33 protein-coding genes are annotated in these 24,751 nt (G+C 59.0%); 14 read left to right on the top strand and 19 right to left on the bottom strand.

Translation table 11 applies throughout. The annotated features are described in order from the left end of the window. Positions 1–104: 104 nt before the first annotated feature. From rnc to folK, 9 genes are all read right to left on the bottom strand, one after another. Positions 105–785: a ribonuclease III gene (gene rnc, locus AC2FD8_RS17995; protein WP_496858408.1), complete on the bottom strand. Its 681-nt coding sequence runs from the start codon at positions 783–785 to the stop codon at positions 105–107. Then, a complete protein-coding gene (gene lepB, locus AC2FD8_RS17990) occupies positions 782–1,621 on the bottom strand; it encodes a signal peptidase I (RefSeq protein WP_496858406.1) in 840 nt (279 codons plus the stop codon). Before lepB ends, rnc begins: the two co-directional genes overlap by 4 nt. Positions 1,622–1,677: 56 nt before the next feature. Further along, positions 1,678–2,097: a holo-ACP synthase gene (gene acpS / locus AC2FD8_RS17985; RefSeq protein WP_496858404.1), complete on the bottom strand. Its 420-nt coding sequence runs from the start codon at positions 2,095–2,097 to the stop codon at positions 1,678–1,680. Between the two features lie 3 nt (positions 2,098–2,100). After that, positions 2,101–2,565: an ABZJ_00895 family protein gene (locus tag AC2FD8_RS17980; RefSeq protein ID WP_496858455.1), complete on the bottom strand. Its 465-nt coding sequence runs from the start codon at positions 2,563–2,565 to the stop codon at positions 2,101–2,103. A 56-nt stretch (positions 2,566–2,621) separates the two neighbouring features. Next, complete coding sequence (locus AC2FD8_RS17975; protein WP_496858402.1) at positions 2,622–3,368, bottom strand: pyridoxine 5'-phosphate synthase; 747 nt, start codon at positions 3,366–3,368, stop codon at positions 2,622–2,624. Continuing rightward, complete coding sequence (locus tag AC2FD8_RS17970) at positions 3,361–4,059, bottom strand: DUF2062 domain-containing protein (protein ID WP_496858401.1); 699 nt, start codon at positions 4,057–4,059, stop codon at positions 3,361–3,363. The genes AC2FD8_RS17975 and AC2FD8_RS17970 overlap by 8 nt, the downstream gene beginning before the upstream one ends. Before the next feature lie 15 nt (positions 4,060–4,074). Next, a complete protein-coding gene (locus AC2FD8_RS17965; RefSeq protein WP_496858399.1) occupies positions 4,075–6,207 on the bottom strand; it encodes a RelA/SpoT family protein in 2,133 nt (710 codons plus the stop codon). A 26-nt stretch (positions 6,208–6,233) separates the two neighbouring features. Next, the gene (gene rpoZ / locus AC2FD8_RS17960; RefSeq protein ID WP_496858397.1) at positions 6,234–6,587 is read right to left on the bottom strand and encodes a DNA-directed RNA polymerase subunit omega; all 354 of its coding nucleotides are present in this window, start codon (positions 6,585–6,587) and stop codon (positions 6,234–6,236) included. Between the two features lie 96 nt (positions 6,588–6,683). Next, positions 6,684–7,253, bottom strand: coding sequence for a 2-amino-4-hydroxy-6-hydroxymethyldihydropteridine diphosphokinase (folK, locus tag AC2FD8_RS17955; protein WP_496858395.1), 570 nt, complete (start codon positions 7,251–7,253; stop codon positions 6,684–6,686). 138 nt (positions 7,254–7,391) lie between these two features. Here folK and AC2FD8_RS17950 point away from each other — a divergent pair, with 138 nt between their 5' ends. The 7 genes from AC2FD8_RS17950 to AC2FD8_RS17920 all read left to right on the top strand — a co-directional run bounded on the left by AC2FD8_RS17950 (position 7,392) and on the right by AC2FD8_RS17920 (position 11,863). Next, complete coding sequence (locus tag AC2FD8_RS17950; protein ID WP_496858393.1) at positions 7,392–7,967, top strand: LabA-like NYN domain-containing protein; 576 nt, start codon at positions 7,392–7,394, stop codon at positions 7,965–7,967. A 187-nt stretch (positions 7,968–8,154) separates the two neighbouring features. Next, positions 8,155–9,105, top strand: coding sequence for a 4-hydroxy-3-methylbut-2-enyl diphosphate reductase (gene ispH, locus AC2FD8_RS17945; RefSeq protein ID WP_496858391.1), 951 nt, complete (start codon positions 8,155–8,157; stop codon positions 9,103–9,105). Beyond that, positions 9,102–9,554, top strand: coding sequence for a DUF3429 domain-containing protein (locus AC2FD8_RS17940; RefSeq protein ID WP_496858390.1), 453 nt, complete (start codon positions 9,102–9,104; stop codon positions 9,552–9,554). The genes ispH and AC2FD8_RS17940 overlap by 4 nt, the downstream gene beginning before the upstream one ends. After that, on the top strand, positions 9,551–10,144 hold the full coding sequence (locus AC2FD8_RS17935; RefSeq protein ID WP_496858388.1) for a class I SAM-dependent DNA methyltransferase: 594 nt from the start codon (positions 9,551–9,553) through the stop codon (positions 10,142–10,144). The genes AC2FD8_RS17940 and AC2FD8_RS17935 overlap by 4 nt, the downstream gene beginning before the upstream one ends. After that, positions 10,137–10,604, top strand: a complete 468-nt coding sequence (rnhA, locus tag AC2FD8_RS17930; protein WP_170494091.1) for a ribonuclease HI — start codon at positions 10,137–10,139, stop codon at positions 10,602–10,604. The genes AC2FD8_RS17935 and rnhA overlap by 8 nt, the downstream gene beginning before the upstream one ends. After that, positions 10,601–11,224, top strand: coding sequence for a trimeric intracellular cation channel family protein (locus AC2FD8_RS17925; protein ID WP_496858385.1), 624 nt, complete (start codon positions 10,601–10,603; stop codon positions 11,222–11,224). Before rnhA ends, AC2FD8_RS17925 begins: the two co-directional genes overlap by 4 nt. Positions 11,225–11,227: 3 nt before the next feature. Next, positions 11,228–11,863 (top strand): COG3904 family protein, encoded by a 636-nt coding sequence (locus AC2FD8_RS17920; protein WP_496858383.1) that lies wholly within the window; start codon positions 11,228–11,230, stop codon positions 11,861–11,863. A 2-nt stretch (positions 11,864–11,865) separates the two neighbouring features. On the opposite strand, the gene speB is transcribed toward AC2FD8_RS17920, so the two are convergent. From speB to def (AC2FD8_RS17890), 6 genes are read right to left on the bottom strand one after another with little or no spacing between them, the layout of a single operon-like run. Next, entirely contained in the window at positions 11,866–12,687 is an 822-nt protein-coding gene (speB, locus tag AC2FD8_RS17915) for an agmatinase (RefSeq protein WP_496858382.1), read from the bottom strand. Positions 12,688–12,746: 59 nt separating this feature from the next. After that, the gene (locus tag AC2FD8_RS17910; RefSeq protein WP_496858380.1) at positions 12,747–12,983 is read right to left on the bottom strand and encodes a GlsB/YeaQ/YmgE family stress response membrane protein; all 237 of its coding nucleotides are present in this window, start codon (positions 12,981–12,983) and stop codon (positions 12,747–12,749) included. 1 nt (position 12,984) lies between these two features. Continuing rightward, entirely contained in the window at positions 12,985–13,221 is a 237-nt protein-coding gene (locus tag AC2FD8_RS17905) for a hypothetical protein (RefSeq protein WP_496858378.1), read from the bottom strand. 6 nt (positions 13,222–13,227) lie between these two features. After that, positions 13,228–14,142: a methionyl-tRNA formyltransferase gene (gene fmt, locus AC2FD8_RS17900; protein ID WP_496858377.1), complete on the bottom strand. Its 915-nt coding sequence runs from the start codon at positions 14,140–14,142 to the stop codon at positions 13,228–13,230. A 44-nt stretch (positions 14,143–14,186) separates the two neighbouring features. Then, on the bottom strand, positions 14,187–14,681 hold the full coding sequence (def, locus tag AC2FD8_RS17895; protein ID WP_496858375.1) for a peptide deformylase: 495 nt from the start codon (positions 14,679–14,681) through the stop codon (positions 14,187–14,189). Continuing rightward, positions 14,678–15,196, bottom strand: a complete 519-nt coding sequence (gene def / locus AC2FD8_RS17890; protein WP_496858373.1) for a peptide deformylase — start codon at positions 15,194–15,196, stop codon at positions 14,678–14,680. The genes def (AC2FD8_RS17895) and def (AC2FD8_RS17890) overlap by 4 nt, the downstream gene beginning before the upstream one ends. A gap of 94 nt (positions 15,197–15,290) precedes the next feature. Here def (AC2FD8_RS17890) and AC2FD8_RS17885 point away from each other — a divergent pair, with 94 nt between their 5' ends. Together AC2FD8_RS17885 and AC2FD8_RS17880 are read left to right on the top strand one after the other, a co-directional pair. Continuing rightward, on the top strand, positions 15,291–16,463 hold the full coding sequence (locus AC2FD8_RS17885; RefSeq protein WP_496858371.1) for a MalY/PatB family protein: 1,173 nt from the start codon (positions 15,291–15,293) through the stop codon (positions 16,461–16,463). 3 nt (positions 16,464–16,466) lie between these two features. Continuing rightward, on the top strand, positions 16,467–16,994 hold the full coding sequence (locus AC2FD8_RS17880; protein ID WP_496858369.1) for a L,D-transpeptidase family protein: 528 nt from the start codon (positions 16,467–16,469) through the stop codon (positions 16,992–16,994). 89 nt (positions 16,995–17,083) lie between these two features. Here AC2FD8_RS17880 and AC2FD8_RS17875 read toward each other — a convergent pair whose 3' ends face one another. Further along, the gene (locus AC2FD8_RS17875) at positions 17,084–17,437 is read right to left on the bottom strand and encodes a hypothetical protein (RefSeq protein WP_496858367.1); all 354 of its coding nucleotides are present in this window, start codon (positions 17,435–17,437) and stop codon (positions 17,084–17,086) included. Positions 17,438–17,650: 213 nt separating this feature from the next. On the opposite strand from AC2FD8_RS17875, the gene AC2FD8_RS17870 reads away from it, so the two are divergent. Further along, positions 17,651–18,640, top strand: a complete 990-nt coding sequence (locus AC2FD8_RS17870; RefSeq protein ID WP_496858365.1) for a glutathione S-transferase family protein — start codon at positions 17,651–17,653, stop codon at positions 18,638–18,640. Here AC2FD8_RS17870 and AC2FD8_RS17865 read toward each other — a convergent pair. Then, the gene (locus AC2FD8_RS17865; protein WP_496858363.1) at positions 18,622–18,984 is read right to left on the bottom strand and encodes a response regulator transcription factor; all 363 of its coding nucleotides are present in this window, start codon (positions 18,982–18,984) and stop codon (positions 18,622–18,624) included. The genes AC2FD8_RS17870 and AC2FD8_RS17865 overlap by 19 nt on opposite strands. A gap of 181 nt (positions 18,985–19,165) precedes the next feature. Between AC2FD8_RS17865 and AC2FD8_RS17860 the strand changes: the two genes are divergently transcribed. From AC2FD8_RS17860 to AC2FD8_RS17850, 3 genes are read left to right on the top strand one after another with little or no spacing between them, the layout of a single operon-like run. Further along, positions 19,166–20,125: a threonine-phosphate decarboxylase gene (locus AC2FD8_RS17860; RefSeq protein WP_496858361.1), complete on the top strand. Its 960-nt coding sequence runs from the start codon at positions 19,166–19,168 to the stop codon at positions 20,123–20,125. After that, the gene (cbiB, locus tag AC2FD8_RS17855) at positions 20,122–21,042 is read left to right on the top strand and encodes an adenosylcobinamide-phosphate synthase CbiB (protein ID WP_496858359.1); all 921 of its coding nucleotides are present in this window, start codon (positions 20,122–20,124) and stop codon (positions 21,040–21,042) included. Before AC2FD8_RS17860 ends, cbiB begins: the two co-directional genes overlap by 4 nt. A gap of 10 nt (positions 21,043–21,052) precedes the next feature. Then, positions 21,053–22,216: a lytic murein transglycosylase gene (locus tag AC2FD8_RS17850; protein ID WP_496858357.1), complete on the top strand. Its 1,164-nt coding sequence runs from the start codon at positions 21,053–21,055 to the stop codon at positions 22,214–22,216. A 112-nt stretch (positions 22,217–22,328) separates the two neighbouring features. Here AC2FD8_RS17850 and AC2FD8_RS17845 read toward each other — a convergent pair whose 3' ends face one another. Both AC2FD8_RS17845 and AC2FD8_RS17840 read right to left on the bottom strand, forming a co-directional pair. After that, positions 22,329–22,778, bottom strand: a complete 450-nt coding sequence (locus AC2FD8_RS17845; RefSeq protein ID WP_496858355.1) for a hypothetical protein — start codon at positions 22,776–22,778, stop codon at positions 22,329–22,331. 9 nt (positions 22,779–22,787) lie between these two features. Then, a complete protein-coding gene (locus AC2FD8_RS17840) occupies positions 22,788–23,882 on the bottom strand; it encodes a tetratricopeptide repeat protein (protein WP_496874327.1) in 1,095 nt (364 codons plus the stop codon). A 320-nt stretch (positions 23,883–24,202) separates the two neighbouring features. Between AC2FD8_RS17840 and AC2FD8_RS17835 the strand changes: the two genes are divergently transcribed. Then, a complete protein-coding gene (locus tag AC2FD8_RS17835) occupies positions 24,203–24,547 on the top strand; it encodes a hypothetical protein (RefSeq protein WP_496858352.1) in 345 nt (114 codons plus the stop codon). The last annotated feature ends 204 nt before the right edge of the window (positions 24,548–24,751 follow it).

The following is a 24,751-nucleotide window of genomic DNA, read 5'->3' as shown; positions in this document are numbered from 1 at the left end:
CCGAAAGGGGGCCAGCCCCCTCGTCCGGATTTCATCCGGCCTCACCCCCGAGGTATTTTTAGCCAGATGAAGGGCGGATCAGGTTTTGGAAGGCAAGCGGGGGGTTATTTTGCTAAAGAGTCCAGAAGGGCCTTTGCCGCCGCTTGTTCAGCTTGACGTTTTGATCCGGCGGTTGCCTGTGCCTCGGTCCCATTCTGCAGGCGGGCGGCGATGGTGAAAACCGGGGCGTGGTCGGGGCCGCTGCGTTTGACCTCGATATAGCTGGGGGGTTTCTGGCCGCGGGCCTGCGCCCATTCCTGCAACGAGGTTTTTGCGTCGCGGGCGTCGGATTCGACCGTGTGGATGCGGTCCCCCCAGAGGGCGAGGATGACATCGCGGGCGGCCTCGAACCCGGCGTCGCGGTAGATGGCTGCAATCACTGCCTCCATCGCGTCGCCCAGAAGCGCCTGTTTGCGGCGGCCACCGGACAGCATCTCGGACCGGCCGAGCTTGAGAACTTCGCCCAGGTCAATCTGACGGGCAACGTCGGCACAGGCTTCTTTGCGCACAAGGGCATTGAAGCGGGGGGCGAGCTGGCCTTCGGAGGCTTTCTTGTCCGCTTCCAGCAAGGCCGTTGCCATTACGAGGCCGAGAACGCGGTCGCCCAGGAATTCGAGCCGTTGGTTATCGGGCCGGGTGGCGGACGAAACAGAGCCATGGGTCAGTGCCCGCACCAACAGCTCAGGGTTCGAGAATTCGTACCCCAAGCGGTGTTGAAATGCCTTTATATCGGCCGATACCTTCAATTGACCGCCTTGAAGAAGCGATCACCGCGCCATGTCCAGAAGAACAGCATCGATCGGCCGGCAGACGAGAACATGATCCGGTCGGCGCGACCGATCAGGTTTTGGTAGGGAACATAGCCTACCCCACCAGCAGATTGCGGCAGGCGGCTGTCGGCGGAATTGTCGCGGTTGTCGCCCATGAAGAAATAGTGGCCTTCGGGCACCGTGTAGATGCCGGTGTTGTCGGACCCCTGATTGCCGATGTTCAGCACGTCATAGGACACGCCATTGGGCAGGGTTTCGACAAAACGCTCTTTCTCGCAGACACCACCGACACCGACCGGACCGTTGGAGCAGCGCGGGCGCAGACGCTGCGGGCCTTGCGGCGCCGCCACTTCGGTAAACACGCCATCGGCTTGCTGCGGAACGGGTGTGCCATTCAGGATGATCTGCCCCTGTCGGACCTGAACGCGGTCTCCCGGCAGACCGATCAGGCGTTTGATATAGTCGCGTCCCGTCACAGGGTGGCGGAAGACGATGACATCGCCGCGTTCGGGATCTCCGCCCCAGATGCGGGTATCGTCGTCGCCTGGAAGCCAGCCGCAGATATCCTCGGCGTCGACATTCAGGCCGACACTGGGGATGATCAGGCTGGGGCAGGAGGCGTAGGAATAGCCGTAGGCCATCTTGTTGACGAAGAGGAAATCACCGATCAGCAAGGTCTGCTTCATCGAGCCGGAGGGGATCCAGAAGGGCTGGAAGAACAGGGTGCGGAAAACGCCTGCGATCAACAGGGCATAGACGATGGTTTTGATCGTCTCCCAGATGGGATTTCCGGTTTTGACGTCCTCGGCCATACTGCTATCTGCTCCTTGGTTTGCTGGGTGCTACATGCGGGCCATGCGGGGGCAAGTCAAGGCTGCGTACCGGCTTCTTGAAGCGGGCGCGCCTCGATCACCACAAAGGCCTGCGCCCAGGGGTAGTCATCGGTCAGGGTGACGTGGATGATCGCCTCATGACCCGCAGGCGTCATCTGGCGCAGCCGGTCGGCGGCCCAGCCGGTTACATGCATCACGGGCTGGCCAGTGTGCAGGTTGCTGACCGCCATGTCCTTCCACGCAATGCCCATGCGCAAACCGGTGCCCAGCGCCTTGGAACAGGCCTCTTTCGCGGCCCAGCGTTTGGCATAGGTGCCTGCGGTGTCGTGGCGACGTTCCGCCTTGCGCTGCTCGGTCTCGGTGAAGACGCGATTGCGGAAACGGTCGCCGAAACGGTCAAGCGTGCCCTGGATGCGCTCGATATTCGCGAGATCTGTGCCAACGCCGAGGATCAATAATTATTGCCCCAAAGTGCTCTTGTTGAGCCTTGATTTCAACGCGCCTTTGGCACCCATCGATACCCCCCATCGTATACCCAAATAAGAAAGCACAAATGTGAAACCGAAAACAAATGCCAACAGAGTTTTACCTTCTGCCTCCGCTAAAACCGAAATAAATTCAACAAAACCAAGCCCCATTAAAACAGAACCCCAAAACAGTGAAACGGTGATTTCAACGGCAATTGCAACTACAAGGGCAAAATTTGCAAATCTCTTCACTTCAGAGTTCGGTATTAATTCTCCATATCGCTTCGCATAGCTCTGCCCCGCTATCATTGCAGCGAACATAGGGGCAACAACCGTGATTCCAGATGACCCAAGGTCGAAATTCAAGGACACGGCAACAATCATCGCCAACAGAGGATAAACCAATCGGATTGCAAACAACCAAAGAGTAAATCTAACTATGCTTACTTTGTGCATTTCGTCTTGAGCCCTTTTCAAATCCAATTGTCGCATCGGTAAAGACCTAGCCGGTACTAAGCCCGTGCCTCATCCATCAGGCGACGCATTTCCTGAATGGCAGGGGTGAGGCCCAGAAAGATCGACTCGCCGATCAGGAAGTGGCCGATGTTCAACTCACGCACCTCGGGGAAGGCCGCAACGGGTTTCACCGTCTCGTAGGTCAACCCGTGGCCTGCATGAACTTCGAGACCCAGCGAATGCGCAAAGGTCGACATCTGGCGCAGCCCTTCCAGCTCACGCTCGGCCTCTTCCATGTGGCCTTCGGCGAAGGAGTCGCAATAGGCGCCTGTGTGAAGCTCGATCACCTCGGCGCCGATGCGGTGTGCGGCTTCGATCTGGCGTTGGTCGGCGGCGATGAAGATCGAAACGCGGCAGCCGGCATCGCGCAGGGGGGCAATGAAATGCGCCAGCTTGTTTTCCTCGCGCGCGACCTCAAGCCCGCCTTCGGTGGTGCGTTCCTCACGCTTTTCCGGCACGATACAGACCGCGTGGGGTTTGTGCTGCAGGGCGATCTTCTGCATCTCTGGCGTCGCGGCCATCTCGAAGTTGAGCGGCACGCTCAGCGCATCCATTAGCCCTTCGATGTCAGCATCCAGAATATGGCGACGGTCTTCGCGCAGATGAGCGGTGATCCCATCGGCTCCGGCCTCTTCGGCCAGTTTCGCGGCCCGGATCGGATCCGGGTATGCACCACCGCGCGCATTGCGGATGGTGGCCACGTGGTCGATATTCACGCCCAGACGCAGGTGGGTATCAGACATCGTTCGAATCCTTCATTGTCCCTGTAGAGGAGCCTAGTGGTTTTGCCGTCGGAACGTCAGCCTCTGCCTGCGCAAGACGTTTGATTTGATCAAACTTCGCTTTGATCCGCGCGCGGCGGCGTTGCTGATAGGTGCGGATCAACGGCAGGCTCAGGTAAAAGCAAACCACCCCCGCCACAAGACCGGGAAGAATGCCGCCGATCATATAGGGGTAGAACACCTCGCGGTAGAATATGCCCAGGCCGTGCCAATCCGCGACGCGATCTGTGAACATGGCGAGAAAGTTGTTTTTCAGATCGCCCATCGCATCCGCGAATTTCCCCATCAGGCCGCGGGTCTCGCTTTTCTCGAATTCGGTACCCAGAAGGAAATGCCCCGTCTGCAGGCAGATGACGCCGATTGGAACATAGGTCAGCGGATTGCCGAAGAACGTGCCACTGAGGGCCGACACGATATTGCCGTTGATCAGACGCGCGCCGATAGCGGCGACCAGAAAATGCAACCCATAGAAGGGGGTAAACGCTGCAAACACCCCTGCCCCGATACCGCGCGCGATCCGTTCCGGCGAATCCGGCAAGCGGCGAACGCGGTGTTTGACATAGTGAAAGGCGCGGGTCCATCCGCCACGCGGATAGACAAACTCAGATGCGGCCTGAATGGGAGAGCGTCGATCTCGGCGCTTGAAAACCACTCCTGATCACCTCATCTAAACAGCCGACGGGGCGGCGTTTTCCCGTTCGCGAAACCGTTCGACGGCGGCCACGTCACTTTCCGCCTCGAGCATCAGCATCAGCGAATGCAGCTGTTCAAGGTCCCGCAGTTCGACATTGATCAGCAATCGGTAAAAATCCGGTTTGCGGTCGACGAACTCAAGGTTCGAGATATTGGCCTTTTTCTCGCCGATCAATGTGCAAATACGCCCCAGCACCCCGGCGTCGTTGCCAATGGTGAGGTCAAGTGTCGCGCCATAGACCGCAGGGTGCGTGCCAGAGTGCCAGTGCAGATCGACCCAACGCTCGGGCTCGTTCTCGAACGCGCTCAGACGGTTGCAGTCGATGGCGTGGACCTCAACGCCTTTGCCCCGGTGCGTGATGCCGACAATCCGCTCGCCCGGTAGCGGCTGACAGCAGGGCGCGCGATCGAATTTCTGGCCCGGCTCAAGGCCGATGACAGCGCGCCGCAGCGGGATCGCATCGCCATCATCCTGCGTCAGTTCGGGATAAACGGCGCTGACCACCTCATGGGCTGTCAGTTCTGCACTGCCCAAACGGGCCAGCAGCTCATGCCGGTCTTTCAGGCGCAGGTGTTTGGCGGCTGTATCCAGCGCCTTGTCAGTGGACTTGCGGCCAACATGTTCAAAACCGGAACGGGCAAGCTCCTTGCCCAGTTTGATGAAGCGTTCGCGATCCACCTCGCGCAGGGCACGGCGGATTGCAGTGCGGGCCTTGCCGGTGACAGCGATCTCAAGCCAGGTGACCTGCGGGGTCTGGCCATCGGCGGTGATGACATCAACCGACTGACCATTCTTCAGGCGCGTCCACAGAGGAACGCGGATCGCATCGACCTTTGCCCCGACGCAAGCGTGCCCGATGCGCGTGTGGATGGCGTAGGCAAAATCAATCGGTGTCGCCCCGCGCGGCAATTTCACCACATCGCCCTTGGGCGTAAAGCAGAACACCTGGTCCGAGTACATCTCAAGCTTGACGGCTTCGAGGAAGTCTTCGTGATCTTCCTCATTGTCGAATTGCTCGGTCAGGTTCGAAATCCACTTGGCCGGATCAACCGCAAACGGGTTTTCGGTCCGGACACCGTCGCGATAAGACCAGTGCGCGGCCACACCGGTTTCGGCCACGTCATGCATCTGGCGGGTACGGATCTGTACTTCGACCCGTTTGCCGTCACGCCCCGATACGGTGGTGTGGATCGAGCGGTAGCCGTTGGATTTCGGCTGCGAGATATAGTCCTTGAACCTTCCGGGCACCGCGCGCCAGCGCTGGTGGATCGCGCCGAGGGTGCGATAGCAGTCTTCCTCGGTGTCGGTGATGATGCGGAACCCGTAGATATCGGACAGGCGCGAAAAGCCCTGATCTTTTTCCTGCATCTTGCGCCAGATCGAATAGGGTTTCTTGGCGCGACCGAAGACTTCGGCCTCGATGCCCGCTTTCTCAAGCTCATGGCGCATGTCGCCGGTGATCCGGTGGATCACGTCGCCGGTTTCGCGCTGCAAAGTGATGAAACGGCGGATGATCGACTGACGACCTTCGGGGTTCAGCACACGGAAGGCGAGGTCTTCGAGTTCCTCGCGCATCCACTGCATCCCCATCCGGCCCGCAAGCGGCGCGTAGATATCCATCGTCTCGCGCGCTTTTTGAACCTGCTTCTCGGGACGCATCGCCTTGATCGTGCGCATGTTGTGCAGACGGTCAGCGAGCTTGACTAGAATGACCCGCAAATCCTTGGACATCGCCATGAACAGCTTGCGGAAATTTTCCGCCTGTTTGGTTTCGCGACTGGAGAGTTGCAGATTGGTCAGCTTGGTCACGCCATCGACCAGTTTGGCGACCTCATCGCCGAACAGCTCGGCCACTTTGCCATAGCTGGCTTTGGTGTCTTCGATCGTGTCGTGCAAAAGCGCCGTTATGATGGTCGCATCATCCAGACGCTGTTCGGTCAGGATGGCGGCAACGGTAACGGGATGGGAAAAATAGGGCTCGCCGGAATGGCGGAACTGCCCTTCATGCATCTGCTGGCCGAATTCATAGGCCTTGGCGAGGCGTTCAGCGTTTGTCTTGGGGTTATAATTGCGGACCAGCGCAATCAGGTCGTCAGCAGAAATCATCCGGTCCGCACCTTCGTTTTGAGGGCTTACCCCTGGCCTTGAGCCTCCATCAGAGCGCGCAGGAGTTTTTCTTCCGACATGTCATCTTCGGCGGGCTTGTCCGATTCGGCACCCATCAGCAGAGCCATCTGATCGTCTTCCGGCTCATCAACCTCGATCTGGGTCTGGTTGGCCTCGATCAGGCGCTCGCGCAGTTCGTCCGCGCTCTGGGTTTCGTCGGCGATTTCACGCAGAGATACAACGGGGTTCTTGTCGTTGTCACGATCCACTGTGATCGGTCCACCAGCAGAAATCTCGCGCGCCCGGTGGGCCGCCAGCATCACCAGTTCGAACCGGTTGGGAACCTTGTCTACACAGTCTTCAACCGTCACGCGGGCCATGGAACGCTACTCCGTTGCTGAGTCCATATCAGGAAGCGTTGTATCTAAGACCGATTGAGCGCCTTGACAAGCAGGAAATGGCGCAATTCCACCGATCTACAAAGGTGTGACCGCCGCGATGTCATCAGGCGGCAGCGCCTCGAGCATTTGTTGAACGGTCCGACCCAGCACCGGGTGGCGCCAATCAGGGGCCACATCAGCCATGGGCACCAACACAAACGCCCGGTCCTGCAAGCGGGGATGGGGTAAAACCAGCTGCTCCGGGGCCTCGTGCCGCTGCGCCTCGGCCGGCAGGGTCAGCCAGCGATCAAAGGTGGCGGGGTCGGGCAGCAAATGATCATCGTAGCAAACCAGATCCAGATCCAGCGTCCGCATCCCCCAGCGCTGCACCCGTTCGCGACCGAATTCATGTTCGACCTCGTGCAGAAGCTTCAATACCTCCGCAGGCGAAAGCGTGGTCTCGATCAGAATAGCGGCATTGACATAGTCGGGGCCCGCACCCGCAGGAAAACACGGAGTTTCGAAAAACCGGCTTTCGGCGCGAATCACCACATCACGTTCGGCAAGCGCCTCTAACGCCCGGCGAAGTGTCATCTTGGGCCCTAGTCCGCTCAGATTGAGATTTGCCCCCAGCGCAACAACTGCATTTGACGTGGTTTTGCCCATGAATACCCCCATATATGGCCAATTGAATACTTGCGATACGCACTAAAAGCCCTAATTATAGTCAAACCAGCGCGCTTATTTTTCCACCACTCACTCTTAAACGCGCAGCGGGCTGGATTATACCGGAAGGACCTATTTATGTTTTATAAGGACGAACGGCTAGCGCTGTTCATCGACGGCTCGAATCTTTATGCCGCCGCGAAAGCACTTGGCTTCGACATAGACTACAAGCTTCTGCGGCAGGAATTCATGCGCCGTGGCAAGCTGCTGCGTGCTTTCTACTACACTGCGCTGCTGGAGAATGACGAATACTCTCCGATCCGGCCTTTGGTTGACTGGCTGCACTATAACGGCTTCACCATGGTGACCAAACCGGCCAAGGAATACACCGATAGCATGGGGCGTCGGAAGGTCAAGGGCAACATGGATATCGAACTGACCGTCGATGCCATGGAACTGGCACCACGCGTCGATCATATCGTGCTGTTCTCGGGCGATGGGGATTTCCGCCCGCTGATTGCAAGCCTGCAACGTCAGGGCGTGCGTGTTTCGGTCGTGTCGACCATCCGCAGCCAGCCGCCGATGATCTCGGACGAGCTGCGCCGCCAGGCCGACAACTTCATCGAGTTGGAAGACCTGCGCGACGTGATCGGCCGCCCACCTCGGGAAATGCCGGCCGAGCCGCGCAGCGTTGCGGCCGCCGGGGCGAACTAGCCCTCGACTGCAAATTTGGGGATGAAATCAGCGCGGTCAGGGTATGTAACCCTGGCCGCGCTTCTTTAACTAAGGTTTGGTACTGAAACACCCAGCGGCTATCAGTGATTCATGTCAGATCAATGACGCCGCCCTGTCTGGACCAAGGCCGAGAAAAGACCTACCTGTGGCGCAAGGAGACAGCGACATGACCAAGCCGCCATTGACTTTGTACCTTGCCGCGCCGCGCGGGTTCTGCGCAGGCGTGGACCGCGCCATCAAGATCGTCGAGATGGCGCTACAGAAATGGGGTGCACCGGTCTATGTCCGGCACGAGATCGTCCACAACAAATTCGTGGTCGACGGGCTGCGCGCCAAAGGGGCCGTGTTTGTCGAGGAACTGGATGAATGCCCCGATGACCGGCCGGTGATCTTCTCGGCCCATGGGGTCCCGAAATCCGTCCCTGCCACCGCTGCCCGGCGCGAGATGATCTATGTCGATGCCACCTGCCCTCTGGTCTCGAAGGTCCATGTCGAAGCGCAGCGCCATTCGGACAATGGCCTGCAGATGATCATGATCGGCCATAAAGGCCACCCCGAGACCATCGGCACCATGGGGCAACTGCCCGAAGGTGAGGTGCTGCTGGTCGAAACCGTCGAAGATGTCGCCACGGCTCAGGTCCGCGATCCGGATCAGCTGGCCTTTGTCACCCAGACCACCCTGTCGGTCGATGACACCAAGGATATCATCGCAGCGCTTGAAGAGCGGTTCCCCAAGATTGTCGGCCCACACAAGGAAGACATCTGTTATGCCACCACAAACCGGCAAGAGGCCGTGAAAGCTGTTGCGCCGAAAGCGGATGCGCTGCTGGTGGTGGGCGCGCCGAACTCGTCCAATTCGCGACGTTTGGTCGAGGTCGCCTCGCGCGCCGGATGCAACTATGCGCAACTGGTGCAACGCGCCACCGATATCGACTGGCGCGCGCTTGAGGGGATTTCCACCATTGCCATCACCGCCGGGGCCTCAGCCCCCGAAGTGCTGGTCAATGAGGTCATCGACGCGTTCAGCGATCACTACGACGTCACAGTCGACCTTGTGGAAACCGCCGTCGAAAACGTTGAGTTCAAAGTCCCCCGCGTGTTGAGGCAACCAGCATGAACGGCGTCCCCAAATCCGCTCTGTATCTGGGGTTGGCGGGGCTGATCCCATTCATCTGGGGGGCGCTGACCTATCTGAACTCGGATCTCCACGATCTGGGCAGGCGCGAGCTGAGCTCTCGCTTCGTTGGACCTTACATCCAGCTGTTCTATGGTTCGGTTATCCTGAGTTTCATGTCCGGAGTATTGTGGGGCTTTGCCACCAAGACCTCGGGCAGCAAGGCGACTGTGGGCTATACTCTGTCGGTCCTACCCGCACTTTGGGCCTTCTTCATGACAGGCGGCGGGCCGATCAGCGCCGGTACCAATCTGATGATCGGTTTTGCGGGGCTTTTGGTGCTGGACGCCCTGTTCTGGTATTGGGGCCTCGCGCCGCGCTGGTGGTTGCGATTGCGCATCCTACTGACGGCCATCGTGCTGCTGTGCCTGGCTGTCGGAGTATATCTATGAGCGACCGTGAGACGATCTCCGTCTATGACGAACAGGCTACGCGCTATGCCGACCTGACCGATGAGGCCAACACCGAAGACCCGCAACTGACCCGATTCATTCAGGCGGTTCCTGCGGGCGGCAAGGTGTTGGATCTGGGCTGCGGCCCCGGTGCCTCGGCCTCGATCATGGCGCAGGCGGGGCTGGAGGTTGAGGCCATGGATGCCTCGGCCGAAATGGTTCGGCTGGCTTCGGCCCACCCAGGAGTTTCCGCCCGCCAAGCAGCGTTCTCGGACCTGAAGGACGAGGATGTCTATGACGGCATCTGGGCCAATTTTAGCCTGCTGCACGCCAAACGCGCGGATTTCCCGAACCATTTGGCCGCCATTCACCGGGCGTTGAAACCAAAGGGGGCGTTCTATATCGCCATGAAGCTGGGACAGGGTGAAGGGCCGGATCGTTTGGGGCGCTTCTACAGTTACTATTCCGAGGACGACTTGAAAACATATCTGCAAAAGGCGGGCTTTACCGTCACCGCACGACGACTTGGCAGCGGCACCGGGCTGGATGGTTCGGTCTCGAACTGGATCGGGCTTGCCGCCCATGCCTGAGCTATTTGCCTATACCGATGGGGCCTGTTCCGGCAATCCCGGCCCCGGAGGCTGGGGCGTGCTGCTGCGCGCGATGCAGGGGGATTCGGTTCTAAAGGAACGGGAACTCAAGGGCGGTGAGGCCGAAACCACCAACAACCGAATGGAACTGCTGGCCGCCATCAACGCGCTGGAGGCGCTGGAGCGCGCGTCCAAGATCACCGTTGTGACAGACAGCGCCTATGTGAAAAACGGCGTGACGGGCTGGATTTTCGGGTGGAAGCGGAACGGTTGGAAAACCTCGAACAAGAAACCCGTCAAGAATGTTGACCTATGGCAGCGACTGGACGAGGCGCAGGGGCGTCATGACGTGACATGGGAATGGGTCAAAGGCCATGCAGGCCATCCCGAGAACGAAAAAGCCGATGAACTGGCGCGCGCTGGCATGGCCCCGTTCAAACCCGCAAAGGCGCAGGAATGAGCGCGCTTGCCCTGCTGGACTATGCCTCGGTTCTGGTCTTTGCGCTGACCGGGGCGCTGGTGGCCAGCCGGGCGCAGCTTGATCTGGTCGGGTTTGCCTTCATCGCCTGCCTGACTGCGGTCGGAGGCGGCACCGTGCGCGACCTGCTGCTGGATCGGCACCCCGTCTTCTGGGTCGGCCAGCCGGACTACATCCTGATTGCTGTCGGGGCCGCCGTTCTGGTGTTCTTAACCGCGCATCTGGTCGAAAGCCGCTATAACTGGCTGATCTGGCTGGACAGTTTCGCTCTGTCCATTGCCGTTGCTGCGGGGACCGGGGCGGCACTTTCGCTGGATCAATCCGGCACTATCGTGGTGCTGATGGGCGTCACCACCGGATGTCTGGGCGGATTGATGCGCGATGTTGTTTGCAATGAGGTCCCCCTAGTGCTGAAACAGGGTGAGCTTTACGTCTCATGCGCGTTTGCAGGCGCGTTGACGGCGGTGGTCGCGACACGCTTTGGGCTCGAGGGCCTGCCCGCGCTGGCGCTATGTGCCGCGATCTGCTGGGCCTTGCGCGCCGGATCGCTTATCTTTGGCTGGAGACTTCCCGTCTACAAAGCCCGCCCCCCGCGCCAGTAGCGCGTGATCCGCCCGAAACAAACCGAAAGCCCATTTGTGAAACCTGCCCTGTCTTTGCTCGCCGCCAGTGCGCTTTGTCTCGCCTCATGCGCGGAACCCTACAGCCCGACGCAATTCGTGGCCCAGGGCGATCAGATCGTTGTCACCGGAGCCATCGACCACACCACCCTGGATGCCTTCCGCAAAGTGACCGCCGACAACCCTCAAATAAAAACGCTTGTCCTGCAAAACATCGAAGGATCGGTGGATGACGACGCCAACGTGATATTCTCACGCGAAGTGCGCAACCGGGGGTTTGACACGGTGGTACCGTCCGATGGCATGGTCGCCTCGGGCGGGACGGACCTGTTTCTGGCGGGCAACAGGCGTACCTTGCAGCCCGGCGCCTGCGTCGGCGTTCATAGCTGGGGCGGTGGGGGCATCATCGCTACCGAACTGCCTAAGGACGACCCCGAACACGACCGGTATCTGGACTATTATGAAGATATCGGCGTGTCCGAGGATTTCTATTGGTACACGTTAGAGGTCGCCTCGGAGGACGAAATGCACTGGATGACAGCCGCCGAGGCCAACAGCTACGACATGGTCACCACGCGGGTGGCGCGGCTGGGATCAACGGCGGCCTGTGACACGCGCTGACTTCAGCGCGACAAAAGCCGTGCGCCGATCTCTTTGACGAATTTCGCAGCCACCATTGCGGTCATGCCATAGGGGTCGCGATGGGGATTCAGTTCGACAATATCCGCGCCGACCAACTGCCCCTCGAATCGATGGATCAGGTCGATCACTTCGCGCGTACTGAGCCCGCCGGGTTCGTGATGTGAAACACCCGGTGCAAAGGCCGGGTCCAGCGCGTCCAGATCCAGCGACAGGTAGACCGGCCCGTCAAAGCTGATCTCCAGATCAGAATGCCAATTGCGCATGTCGATCACTTCGACCCCGAACTTGTCCGCCTGCTCCTGTTGGTGCTTGTTCATGGTGCGGATACCGACCTGCACCAGACGTTTGACCTTGCCGGTTTCCATCACCCGCGCGAAAGGGCAGCCATGGCCCAGAGGCCCGATATCCTGCGTGTCATACAGGTCGGGATGCGAGTCGATATGCAGAATGTTCAGCCCCTCATAGCGCTCGGCATGGGCCCTGATCAGCGGGAAAGCGACCGAGTGATCGCCGCCCAGAGACAACAGCCGCGCGCCGGTTTCGATCCGCGCGGCGGCCCCGGCCTCGATCCGGTCGATCGGCTCTTGCCCGCGCATCTCGAACACATCCAGATCACCGGTATCCTTGAACCGATCCGTGGCCCCCAGATCGGTGCCATCCTCGGCCGTCAGGTTGGCCGCACCGGAATGCAGCGCCTCGCGTATGCGACCGGGCGCAAAAGCGGGGCCCTGCAGAAATGAGGAATGCAAATCCAGTGGAACGCCCATCAGGGCAACATCACCAGCGTTCAGATCATAAGACATGGGTCACCTGTTTGAAAACTCGGCTTGATCTGGTGGCGACCCAAGGGAAAGGTCAAGCCTTAACGACGCTTTAGGCTCTGCCAGATCCAGATTACCAGCAACGCGCCCAGCACTGCCCCCACAAAACCGGACAACCAGCCGGCAACGGTGATCAGCATACGCAACAAAAACCCTCCGACCAAAGCGCCAACAATACCGATCAGCATGGTGGTGGGAATATCGGCCTCGATCCGCATCAGGCGGGTAGCGAGGAAGCCTGCGGCAGCACCGATCACGATCAGGGCGACGATGGGCATGTTATCGCCTCCAATGAGTCGGCACGATGATCAACGCACCGATTGAGGAAAGAATCGCATCCAACCCCGGAGGGCCAAAGCTGATGCCGAACATGACGCGGGCGAAGTAGAACAGAAACGCGCCGCCGACGCAGATGATGATGGATTGAAGGTAGCCGTTATGGGTGAATTCCGTCTTCTCAGAGAGGTAGCCAACTATCCCGGCAATCACGACGGTGCCCATCAGGACCATGAACATCTGTCTCTACTCCGACGTCAGGCGGGTGCCGACCGGGATAGGCCAACCCCGCAAAAAGGTTTCCCTATCCTGCGCGCCTTTGCCTGCCCGTTGCAAGCGCAACAGTTCAACCGCGCCTTGCCCGCAGGCGACATGCAGATCACTTGTCAGGACCTCGCCCGGTGTGCCCTGCCCCTCTGCCACGCGCGAGGCCAGCAGCTTGAGGCGGTCGCCTTCCATCTCGGTCCACGCTCCGGGAAAGGGCGACAGGCCCCGGATCTGGCGATCGACCTCAACCGCTGGGCGGGTCCAGTCGATCCGCGCCTCAGCCTTGTCTATCTTTGATGCGTAGGTGACGCCCTCTTCGGGTTGTGGCTGAGGTGTGAGGTTCGGCAGCTGGGCCAACGCATCAGTGATCGAAGCGGCCCCCATGGTCGAGAGCCTGTCATGCAACTGTGCGGTTGTTTCCTCACGTTCAATCGGCGTGGCCTGACGCATCAGGACGGGGCCCGTGTCCAGACCGGCCTCCATCTGCATGATGCATATCCCGGTTTCCGCGTCGCCCGACATGATCGCGCGATGGATCGGCGCGGCTCCGCGCCAGCGCGGCAACAGGCTCGCATGGATGTTCAGACAACCCTGTGCGGGTGCGTCCAGAATGGCTTGCGGCAGAAGGAGGCCATAGGCCACAACCACCGCCACATCCGCGTTCAGTGCGGCAAATGCGGCCTGTTCTTCGGGCGATTTCAGCGAGACAGGGTGCCGGACCTCTAGCCTCAACGCCTCAGCCCGCGCATGCACGGGTGTCGGGCGGTCTTTCTTGCCCCGGCCAGCCGGGCGCGGAGGTTGGCAATAGACGGCGGCGATCTCATGCCCCGCATCGACCAGAGCATCCAATACCGGGACCGAGAAATCGGGCGTACCCATGAAGATTAGTCGCATGTTCCGCTCCGGTACGATTTCCGGGTGCCGGGCTGAAGCCCGACCTACCCCTGTTTCCTGGCTTTGCGCAGCAGCATGTCGCGTTTGACCTTGCTGAGGCGGTCGAAATACATCCGGCCGTTCAGATGGTCGATCTGGTGCTGCACGCTGGTGGCCTCGATCCCCACAAAATCGCGGCGATCAATGATACCCTGTTCGTTCAGGAATTTGACCGTCACGGCCCGAGGGCGCTTTACCTTGGCCGATACGCCCGGCAGGTTCGGGCTGGCCTCATCATGTTCGCGCAACTCGATCGAGCTGTGCAGGATCTCCGGGTTCGCCAGTCTTATCACCCGCCCCCGCTCGGCCGAACCATCGACGACCGCCAGACGCAACATCACCCCGATCTGAGGCGCGGCCAAGCCTACACCGGGCATCGCCTCCATCGTATCGATCATATCGTCCCAGATAGCGCGGATCTCATCGGTGATCTCTGGGACATTCTCGGCCTTGGTCCGCAGGCGTTTGTCCGGCCACGGCAGGCAAGTGCGGACGGTCATGTGCGGGCCTTCTCACGCTTGAGCTTTTGCATCTTACGCGTGATCATCTGCCGTTTTAGCGGCTTGAGGTAGTCGATGAACAGCTTGCCATCCAAGTGGTCGATCTCATGCTGCACGCAGGTGGCCCAGAGCCCATCAAAACTTTCCTGCTGCGCGTTGCCGTTCTCGTCCATCCAGGCCACGTCGACGGCTTTGGGCCGCGTGACCTCGGCATATTGATCCGGGATCGACAGGCAGCCCTCTTCATAGACATTGGTCTCATCCGACGATGCGATGATCTCGGGGTTGAACATGACCAGCGGACGGGGGGCCTCGCCTTCTTCCTTGACGCAATCGAGGACGATCAGGCGATCCAGCACACCGATTTGCGGCGCAGCCAGACCAATGCCTGGCGCGTCATACATGGTCTCAAGCATGTCATCGGCCAGCTTGCGCAGATCATCTGACAGATCAGCAACCGGGGCGCAGACCTTTTTCAGGCGAGGATCGGGATGGATCAGAATAGTGCGTTTCATGAGGCTGATTTAGGGCATCCCGACCGTCGCCGCAACGCCCCCCTTGCACCCGCCTGATTTGTAGTTAGCTTTCGCCTCGACAGATGGAGCAGACATGACTTTCAATACCCCAACCGACCGACGCGGCACCCACAGTTCAAAATGGGACAAGATGGAGCAACTCTACGGCGTATCCCCCGATGATGGGCTGGCGATGTGGACGGCAGATTCCGACTATCAGACCGCGCCTTGCGTGATTGATGCGGTACGCCGCGCAGCTGAACATGGGGTCTTTGGCTATTCGTGGAAACACCCCGAATATCTGGCTTCAGTTCAGTGGTGGATGCGAACCCGTCATGACTGGCAGATCGACACCGATTGGGTGTTGACCTCGCAAGGGTTGGGCAATGCAATCGCCCTAAGCCTCGATGTCTGGAGCGAACCAGGCGATGGCGTGGTAATCTTCACGCCCGTTTATCATGAGTTTGCCCACAAGGTGAACAAATCCGGACGCCGCGTGGTGGAATGCCCATTGGTGCGCGAGGGCGACAGCTACGGTATTGATCTGGACGACGCGCAATCGCGCTTGGATGGGTCCGAGAAGCTGCTGCTGTGGTGTTCGCCGCAAAACCCGTCGGGCCGGGTCTGGACAACTGAGGAGCTGCGCTCGGTGGCTGAATTCGCCGGGCGCAACGGGCTGATTCTGGTCTCGGATGAGATCCACCATGATCTGGTTTACCCCGGGGCGAAGTTTGTCCCGATGGATGTCGCGGCGCCCGAGGCACGGCCTTGGACCGTGACCCTTACGGCGGCGTCGAAGACGTTCAACATTGCCGGACAGCGCACAGGCAACATAATCATCCCCGATCCGAAACTGCGCGCGGCGATGCGCCACCGGCTGGATACGCTTGACTATGAACCAAGCGCCCTGGGCGTGGCCATGATCACCGCCGCCTACACGTCCGAAGGGGCGGAATGGGTTGATGCTCAGGTCGCGCATCTGGATGGAAACCGCCAACTTTTTGATGCCACCATCGCCGAGATTCCCGGCCTTTGGTCGATGCCTTTGCAGGCGACCTATCTGGCCTGGGTCGATTTCTCGGGCACCGGCATGAACCATGATGAATTTGTCCGGCGTCTGCGTCAGGACGCGCGGATTGCAACCTCGTCAGGCCCCGGATTTGGTGCGGGTGGTGAGACTTTCGAACGCTTCAACCTTGCCACCCAACGCTCCCGCGTCGAAGAGGCCTGCGCGCGGCTGAAACAGGCGTTCGGCGATCTGCAATAGCAGATGCGCCTGCTGGCCCGGATCGCGCTGGTCTTTCTGATCGCAGCCCTTGGCTGGATCGGATGGCAGAGATACGGGCCGCACCCTCCCGCGCCTGCCATCGCGCCTGAGGCCGCGCAGATCGACCACATTCTAATCGAAAAATCTGCCCGCCGTCTGACCGCAACGTTGGACGGCGCCATCGTACTGCAGAGCGAGATCGCACTGGGCTTCGCGCCGGAAGGAGACAAGGAACAGGAAGGCGACGGAAAGACGCCCGTCGGGCTGTTCACCATCGACCGGCGCAACCCGAACAGTGCGTACCACCTGTCACTTGGGATCGACTACCCTCAACCCGATGACATCGCCCGCGCACAGCAACAGGGCATCGACCCCGGCGGAGATATCTTCATTCACGGGCAACCAAATGGCGTTGTCGGCCTCACCCTGCCGGGAGATTGGACGCTGGGCTGCATCGCTTTGTCCAACGAAGAGATGGCCCACCTGTGGCGCCTGACGCCGACCGGTACAACCGTCGAAATTCGACCTTAGATCGCCCAGCGTTTGGCTTGAACCGCCATATACAGCCTCTCACTGCGGCCGAACGCGACTTTCGATGGTCTTGATTCAGGCAAAACGCCTTAGTCCTCGTGCCCCAGCAAAGCAATCGGAGCATCCGGCGCGCGGTAGAAATCCAGCGGAGCCTTGTCGGAAGCAGCTGTATTGCGCTTGAACTCATAGCGCATTTCGCCTGCCTCTTCCTCGTCCGCGACGATCAGGCATTGGTACAGATGGTTCGCGCCGTCATGGATGTCGACCAGCCCGCGCAGACGCGGCGTGGTCTCAGCCTCGACTGTAAAACCATCTTTCCACAATCTAAGAATTTTGAAGTAATTGTCGCCCATTTCCACCCGCAAACGGCTGGTCTTTTTCAAAGCGGCGATTCGCGCGGCCTCCAACTCAGCGCTCATTTCCTTAGAAACATAGGTACTCATAAAATCTCCCCCCTGCGATATCTCTTATTGTGAAGGCAATACCGTAAAAATCCAGTGAAGCTGATCACATCGGCACCACAGCGCGCGCAGATGTTGCGCGCACATCTCAGGCCGCAGATGTGCGCAGGTGCAGGCTGCATGCGCGCGGGCTGTCATAGGAAGGCCGGGTTCTGCGCCCTATCTTTGCCGAAACGCAGAAACGGAGGACGCGACATGGGCCTGCTGGTCGACGGAACCTGGCACGACACCTGGTATGATACCAAATCCACCGGCGGCGCGTTCAAGCGCAGCGCCGCTCAATTCCGCAACTGGCTGACCGCCGATGGCAGCGCTGGCGCGTCCGGCAAAGCCGGGTTCAAGGCCGAACCCGGACGCTATCACCTTTATGTCAGCCATGCCTGCCCCTGGGCCCATCGGACGCTGATCTTTCGGGAGCTCAAAGGGCTAAGCGATCTGATCTCGGTCTCGGTGGTGCATCCGGACATGCTGGACAAGGGCTGGACTTTTGAAACCGATGATCACGGCGCGACCGGAGATGATCTTTACGGCCTGGACTACGCCCATCAGATCTACACCAAGGCCGACCCCGCCTATTCCGGCCGGGTTACGGTGCCGATCCTGTGGGACAAACAGCAGGAGACGATCGTCTCGAACGAAAGCTCGGAAATCATCCGCATGTTCAATGCGGCCTTTGACGGGATCACGGGCAATCACGATGACTACTGGCCCGAGGAGATGCGCGACGAGATCGAAGAGGTCAACGCGCGGATCTATTCGGACGTCAATAATGGTGTCTACAAATCCGGCTTTGCCACCTCGCAAGAGCCATATGATGCCGCCGTCCACGCACTGTTCGAGACGCTGGACTGGCTCGAGGACCGGCTGGCCCGAAACCGCTACCTGATGGGTGACCGCGTGACCGAGGCCGACTGGCGGCTGTTCACCACGCTGATCCGGTTCGATCCGGTCTATCACTTGCACTTCAAGTGCAACAAACGCCGGCTGATCGACTATCCCAACCTCTGGGCCTATACGCGTGAGCTATATCAATGGCCGGGCGTCGCGCAGACCGTGAACATGAACCATATCGTGCGGCACTATCACTACAGCCACGACAGCATTAATCCGCACCGGATCATCCCGGTGAACCCGGCGCTCGAATATCTTGAACCGCACGGACGGGATCAGCGCCCCGCTGCGTAGTGTTCTACCATCGCCGCCAGATCCTCGGGCGGGGTGCCGCTTTGCACATAGGCACAGGCATTGGGACTGTGGGCAAAGATCGACCCGTCCGAGAAAAAGGTGGTGTTGGTGACGAAAATCACCCGCGCCTCGGGGCGGCGGTAGCTGGCGAAATCGGCCACGGCCAGCGCGCTGCCGGTTTCCAGAACCAGATCCAGCACGATAATCTCGAATTCTGAGCCATAGAGCGCCAGTATCGCGGCCTCTTGCCCGGCCACAAGCGTGACCTCGGCCCCTTGACGTTCAAGATGCCTTTGCCAGACCCGACCCAGATCGGGGTTACTCTCAACAATCAAAACTTTCATACTACAACCTCGGCACTTGGTGTGGTGAGTGGTGCCGACCCCCAAGACCCGTGATCACGTCATTTCCTTAACAAAGTGTTAACTCTGCCTGCTAACGGGTCTGATCACGCGGATTTGCTTGTCAAAACGGCGAAAATCCGCTTGAAGCGGGGCGAATACGACATTTGGGGCATGCGTTGGGATGAACGATACCGAATTGAATCCTCGTGCGAAACGCGACCATGGTGGCGGTCTGGATGGGGCCATCGCGCAATATGGCGGCGCGCGCAGCGATTGGATCGACCTGTCCACCGGCATCAACCCGCATCCCTACCCGATCGCAGGGCTGCAGCCCTCGGATTGGACCGAACTGCCCGATCACGGCGCGTTCGAGCGGCTCAGCACTGCCGCCCGCCAATTCTGGAATGTCCCGGCGGAGGCAGCAATCCTGCCCGCGCCCGGAGCTTCGGCTCTGATTGCACGTATTCCCGCACTGACGGCGCAAGGCCGGGTGCAGATCACGATGCCCACCTATAACGAACACGCCGCTGCCTTTGTCGCTCAGGGCTGGTCGGTGCAGGAAACCGGCCCTGCTGATACGCGTGTGATCGTACACCCGAACAACCCGGATGGCCGGATGTGGCAGGCCAGCGACGCCAACGCGCCTTTGACCATCATCGACGAAAGCTTTTGCGATGTGATGCCCGATGCCTCGCTGATCCATCTGGCCGGACAGCCCGGCGTGATCGTGCTGAAAAGCTTTGGCAAATTCTGGGGGCTGGCCGGGATGCGGTTGGGCTTTGCCATCGGTGCGCCAAAGCTGATTGCCCGCCTGAACGACCTGACTGGCCCGTGGGCTGTCTCGGGTCCAGCGTTGCGGGTCGGAACAAAAGCCCTGCAGGACACGGTTTGGGCAAACGAGACCCGCATGCGTCTGGAGGACGAGGCCACCCGGCTGGACGCTAAGGTTATTGATAAAGGCGCGCGGCTGGTCGGAGGCACAAGCCTTTTCCGCCTCTACGAGGTCGAGGATGCCGCCCTCTGGCAAGACCGGTTGGCACAGGCACAGATGTGGAGCCGCATCTTCCCTTACTCCCAACGCTTTTTACGCCTCGGTCTGCCCCCTGCACACGGATGGGACCGGCTGGAGGCTGCGCTGTGAGCATCCCCTTCTTGTTGGTCTGCGCCATGTGTCTGGACGCTGCGTTGGGCGAGCCGGACTGGCTCTGGTCCCGCATCCGGCACCCTGCGGTGGTGATCGGCAATGCCATTGGATGGCTGGACAATCGGCTGAACCACGGCGCGGCGCGGCGCGCCAAGGGCGTCTGCACGCTGATCCTGTTGGTCATTGCAGCCTTAGGGATCGGCTGGGGGCTAGCGCAGCTGGGCGGTGTGGTGGAAATTTTGATCTGTGCGATCCTGTTGGCGCAGAAGTCGCTTGTGACCCATGTCCGCGCCGTCGGCGAAGGGCTACACGCCTCGCTTGCTGACGGGCGGGCGCAGGTGGCTATGATCGTCTCACGCGACACAAGCGACATGACCGAGGAACAGGTCGCCCGGTCCGCGATCGAAAGCGCGGCAGAGAACCTCAGCGACGGCGTTGTCGCGCCCGCTTTCTGGTTTCTGGTGGCGGGCCTGCCGGGGGTGCTGGTCTACAAGGCCGTGAACACCGCTGACAGCATGATCGGCTACCGGACCGAGAAACACCGTGACTTTGGCTGGGCCTCGGCCCGGTTCGACGACCTGCTGAACCTGATCCCTGCCCGCCTGACTTGCCTGATGATCGTGGCGCTGTCAGGCCAATGGGCGCGCTGGAGGGATATCCTGCAGGATGCCCGCCGCCATATTTCACCCAATGCAGGCTGGCCCGAGGCCGCCATGGCGCGCGCGCTGGACGTCGCACTGGCCGGGCCGCGCAGCTATGACGGAAAGTTGCGCGACCTGGCCTGGGTCAATGGCAATGCGCGCCGTGAGATCGGCGCGGCAGAGGTTTTCCGCGCATGCGACATGCTCTGGCGTGTCTGGGGGCTTGCGCTTGGCCTCATCTCAGTGTGGGTTGGGGTCAACGTGATCTTCTAAAGGACGCCCCATGCGCTTTCTGTCCGGCCTCGTTGCCGCCGCCCTTCTGACCACACCCGCCTTTGCGCAATGTGGTGGAGGGTTCAATTCCTTCGTCAAAGGGTTGAAGGCCGAGGCCGTTCAGCAAGGGTTCGACAAACCGACTGTCGACGCCTTCTTCAAGGGCGTACAGCAGGATAGCGCCGTTCTGAAAGCCGACCGTGCGCAAGGGGTATTCCAGAAACCCTTCATCGACTTTTCGCGCCGTCTGATCTCGCAGAGCCGGATCGACCGGGGCAAGGCCATGTCGCAGAAATACGACGCAGTCTTCGACCGGATCGAGCGCGAATATGGCATCTCACGCGGGGTCCTGCTGGCCTTCTGGGCGTTCGAAACCGACTACGGCGCGTTTCAAGGCGATTTCAACACCCGCAACGCACTGGTCACGCTGGCCCATGACTGCCGCCGCCCTGAGTTGTTTCGACCCCAAATCTTCGCCGCGCTGGAGCTGTACAGTCAGGGCAATTTCGACCCCGCCCGCACCACGGGCGCCTGGGCCGGAGAAATCGGCATGGTCCAGATGCTGCCCCGCGACATTCTGGAAAACGGCATGGATGGGGATGGGGACGGCAAAGTCTCACTAAAAACCTCGGCCCCGGATGCGCTGATGTCGGGGGGCAAGATGCTGTCCCATCTGGGTTGGCAACCGGGCCAGCCCTGGCTGCAAGAGGTCACAGTGCCCGCGCAAATGGACTGGTCCCTGTCCGGACCGGGCAAACCGCGTGCCGTGTCCGACTGGCAGGCCATGGGTGTCCAGGCGCGTAGCGGGTCTCTGTCCAACCTGCCTGCCTCGCTGATCCTGCCGCAGGGGCACAAGGGGCCGGCCTTTCTGGCCTATCCGAATTTCGACGTCTATTTCGAATGGAACCAGAGCTTCACCTACGTGCTGACAGCAGCCTATTTCGGCACAAGGCTGGAGGGCGCACAGATCTACGACGCGGGCAATTCGGCAACTGGCCTGTCGGGCGCTCAGATGAAACAGTTGCAGAGCAAACTGCAGGCGCGTGGCTATGACGTGGGCAAGATCGACGGCATTCTAGGCGCAGGCACGCGAGCGGCGGTGCAAGCGGAGCAGGTGCGGCTGGGACTGCCCGCAGATGCGTGGCCAACGGCGGAGTTGTTGGGGCGGTTGTAAGACAGCGCCCGCTTATAGCCCAAAATGGAAAGTCCATTTATTTTTCGATCCAAATCTAAATCAACTCGTCAGATTTAAGGTCTCAAAAGGATCTATGTATGATTGAAAGCGGCTATGGACAGAATAGGCGCCCCCAGAACTCGTGCACGTTTTTCTGTTCAAGAGACAAGTGCTCAACCTCAACAAGTTCAAGAATCTTATCTCCATTGTCTGACACGTGCCCAAAAAGCGTGAGCTCAATCTCTACGCCGTCTTGGATGTATTGAAACACCTGCGTTGGCCCGAACACCTGAACCGGATCAGAACTGATGAATACCATCTCTCCAGAGATGGGTATCAAAACACTTTCGATATAGAAGTCCGCCTCTGGAGCAATATCCAGAACCTCCCCATTCTCTTTGTGGCCATCCCACTGGACCTCACAGAGCATTGTATCATCATCAATCTTCAAGACATAAGGCTCGCGATCGCGAATGAAGGGTTCCGGCGGCCAAACCTCGTCAGCAGGAGCTGAGTGCGCCAATGCAGACAACAGAGTAGCCAGCGTTACAATATTTCTCATCTTCTTTCCTTAGCAGTGCTCGAAAAATGCCATGATGCACTCTGCTCGCATATTTCGCACATGAGAGAGCTCTTGAGGGCTCAGCGTTGAGGCAACCCTGTTCATAAAGTCGTATCTGACGGGGTGCTCCTTCCCATCTCTGAGTGAGATACTGACCCACATGACGGCTTTCTTCAGATCTTGCTCAACGCCAACACCATTCGCATACATGGCTCCCAAGAGGCCCTGAGACGGCGCGTGCCCCTTGCGGGCCCCAAGAGAAAGCCACATGAAAGCCTCTCCGTTGTCCTGCCCGAATTCACCTTTCTTATAGTGCCCTCGACCTAGCTCATAGATCGCATTTTCATTGCCATTTTCGGCCGCCCGCTTAAACCAGTACTTTGATGCCTCTAGATCCTTTTCAACATCTTCAAGAAGCCCTTCCTTTCCACTTTGATACATCAAACCAAGCGTAAATTGGGCCGGGGGGTATCCCGAATTAGCCAAATCCAAAAGAAGACGTTCAGCCTTAGAGTAATTCATTTTTAAGTACTGATTTGATGCAAATTCATAATCCTCTTGAAAGCGCGCTTCCTTTTCAATCAATTCGACAATCTCTGGGCTGATGACAACCTCATCGGCAACCGCTCCGTTTACAAAATCATAGACAGAGGCGCCGTCGTTATTTTCAATCAAAACATTGGCCCCCTCTTCAATCAGGAGAGATACAACAGGAAGAGTTGGGCCCCCTTCGCGCAAAATATGCCAATGAAGCGGTGTCATTTTCAATGTTTGATCTGGCCTGTTTACATTGCCACCCGCAAAGATAAGAGACGAAGTGAAAAAGAGAGCATCCACTTCGTCTGGATCCAGAGCCGCCCAGATCAGGGGCGTCCTACCATCTTCCATGAAGCCATCCGCGACCTCGCCTTCAGCGACAAGCGGGATAACATCGAGCCCAGCTTCTAGGCTGAACATAAAATCGCGAGAGCAGAGTCTGTTGCACTCGGACGACTGCGCGTGCGCGATGCCAGCGAACATAGCAAGGATAGACGAAAGGATCGTTCTTCGCATTCTTGGACCTTTGGAAAGCCAATCTAGGTTGAGATCATCTTTGGTGACCAAATCAACTCACCCAACAGCAAATTGCATTTCCTGACTGTGATTGCCCTCAATGTTATTGAAAAGACACACTTGTTCGTGTTTGCCTCACTATGCGAGCGCGCCAAATGGATTGCGGTCGGTACTTGAAAAAAAATGGATGGGAGTGCAGCAACCAGATCGACAAATGATCTATTGCGCTGGCAAAAATGCTGAAATTTTGCGAAATCTCTTTGAACTGAAGCCAGTGGTCCAACAGATGGAAGGAAGTTCCAATCGCCCTTGCCCGACTGAAATCGTTTTTTGCAAAACCACGAAAGCCCGATGCTAAAGAACCGTTGTCGATGACGGTTATTCTTACAGAAACATACGGACAACTGGCGGAATTGACGGACGCGGAAAGTTCGCATGACCGGCGGAACGAAATCGCATTCTTGCTCGAATTTATGCTCAGTGAGTTGAGTCTGGTAAAACCTGGATCTTTGATCGAACCAAAGAGTTTAGCCCACGAATTCATATTGGCGATGATCGACAAACGCGAAGACGACGCAATCAACCTTGAAAACGCAATTCTCAACTTGGTGCGCGGTGCAGGTCCCAGCGAAGAACATGTATTGAGAGTCATGATGTTTATGTTCGCTCCAAACAGAGCTAACGGACTCAGCCAAACTCCGGACAACATCCAATGAACGTCAATATTGGCGCAAATGGCGGAATTGCCCACACGGATGGCGCTAATCGCAGCTAAAGGTAGCTGCGAGCCAAAGGCAATATTTGAGCATCGGGAAATCCCGAACTTCTCTGATGCCGCACGGGAGTGAAAACAGTCAGTGTCGCGAGGTTGGATGTCTGCAAAGCCCCGCATTGCAGCCACTGGTGAGAACGGCTAATTG

This window comes from Ruegeria sp. YTSC192 (genome assembly GCF_059609705.1).
The sequence above is the reverse complement of the archived record's forward strand: the minus strand, read 5'-3'. Positions and strand labels throughout refer to the sequence as shown.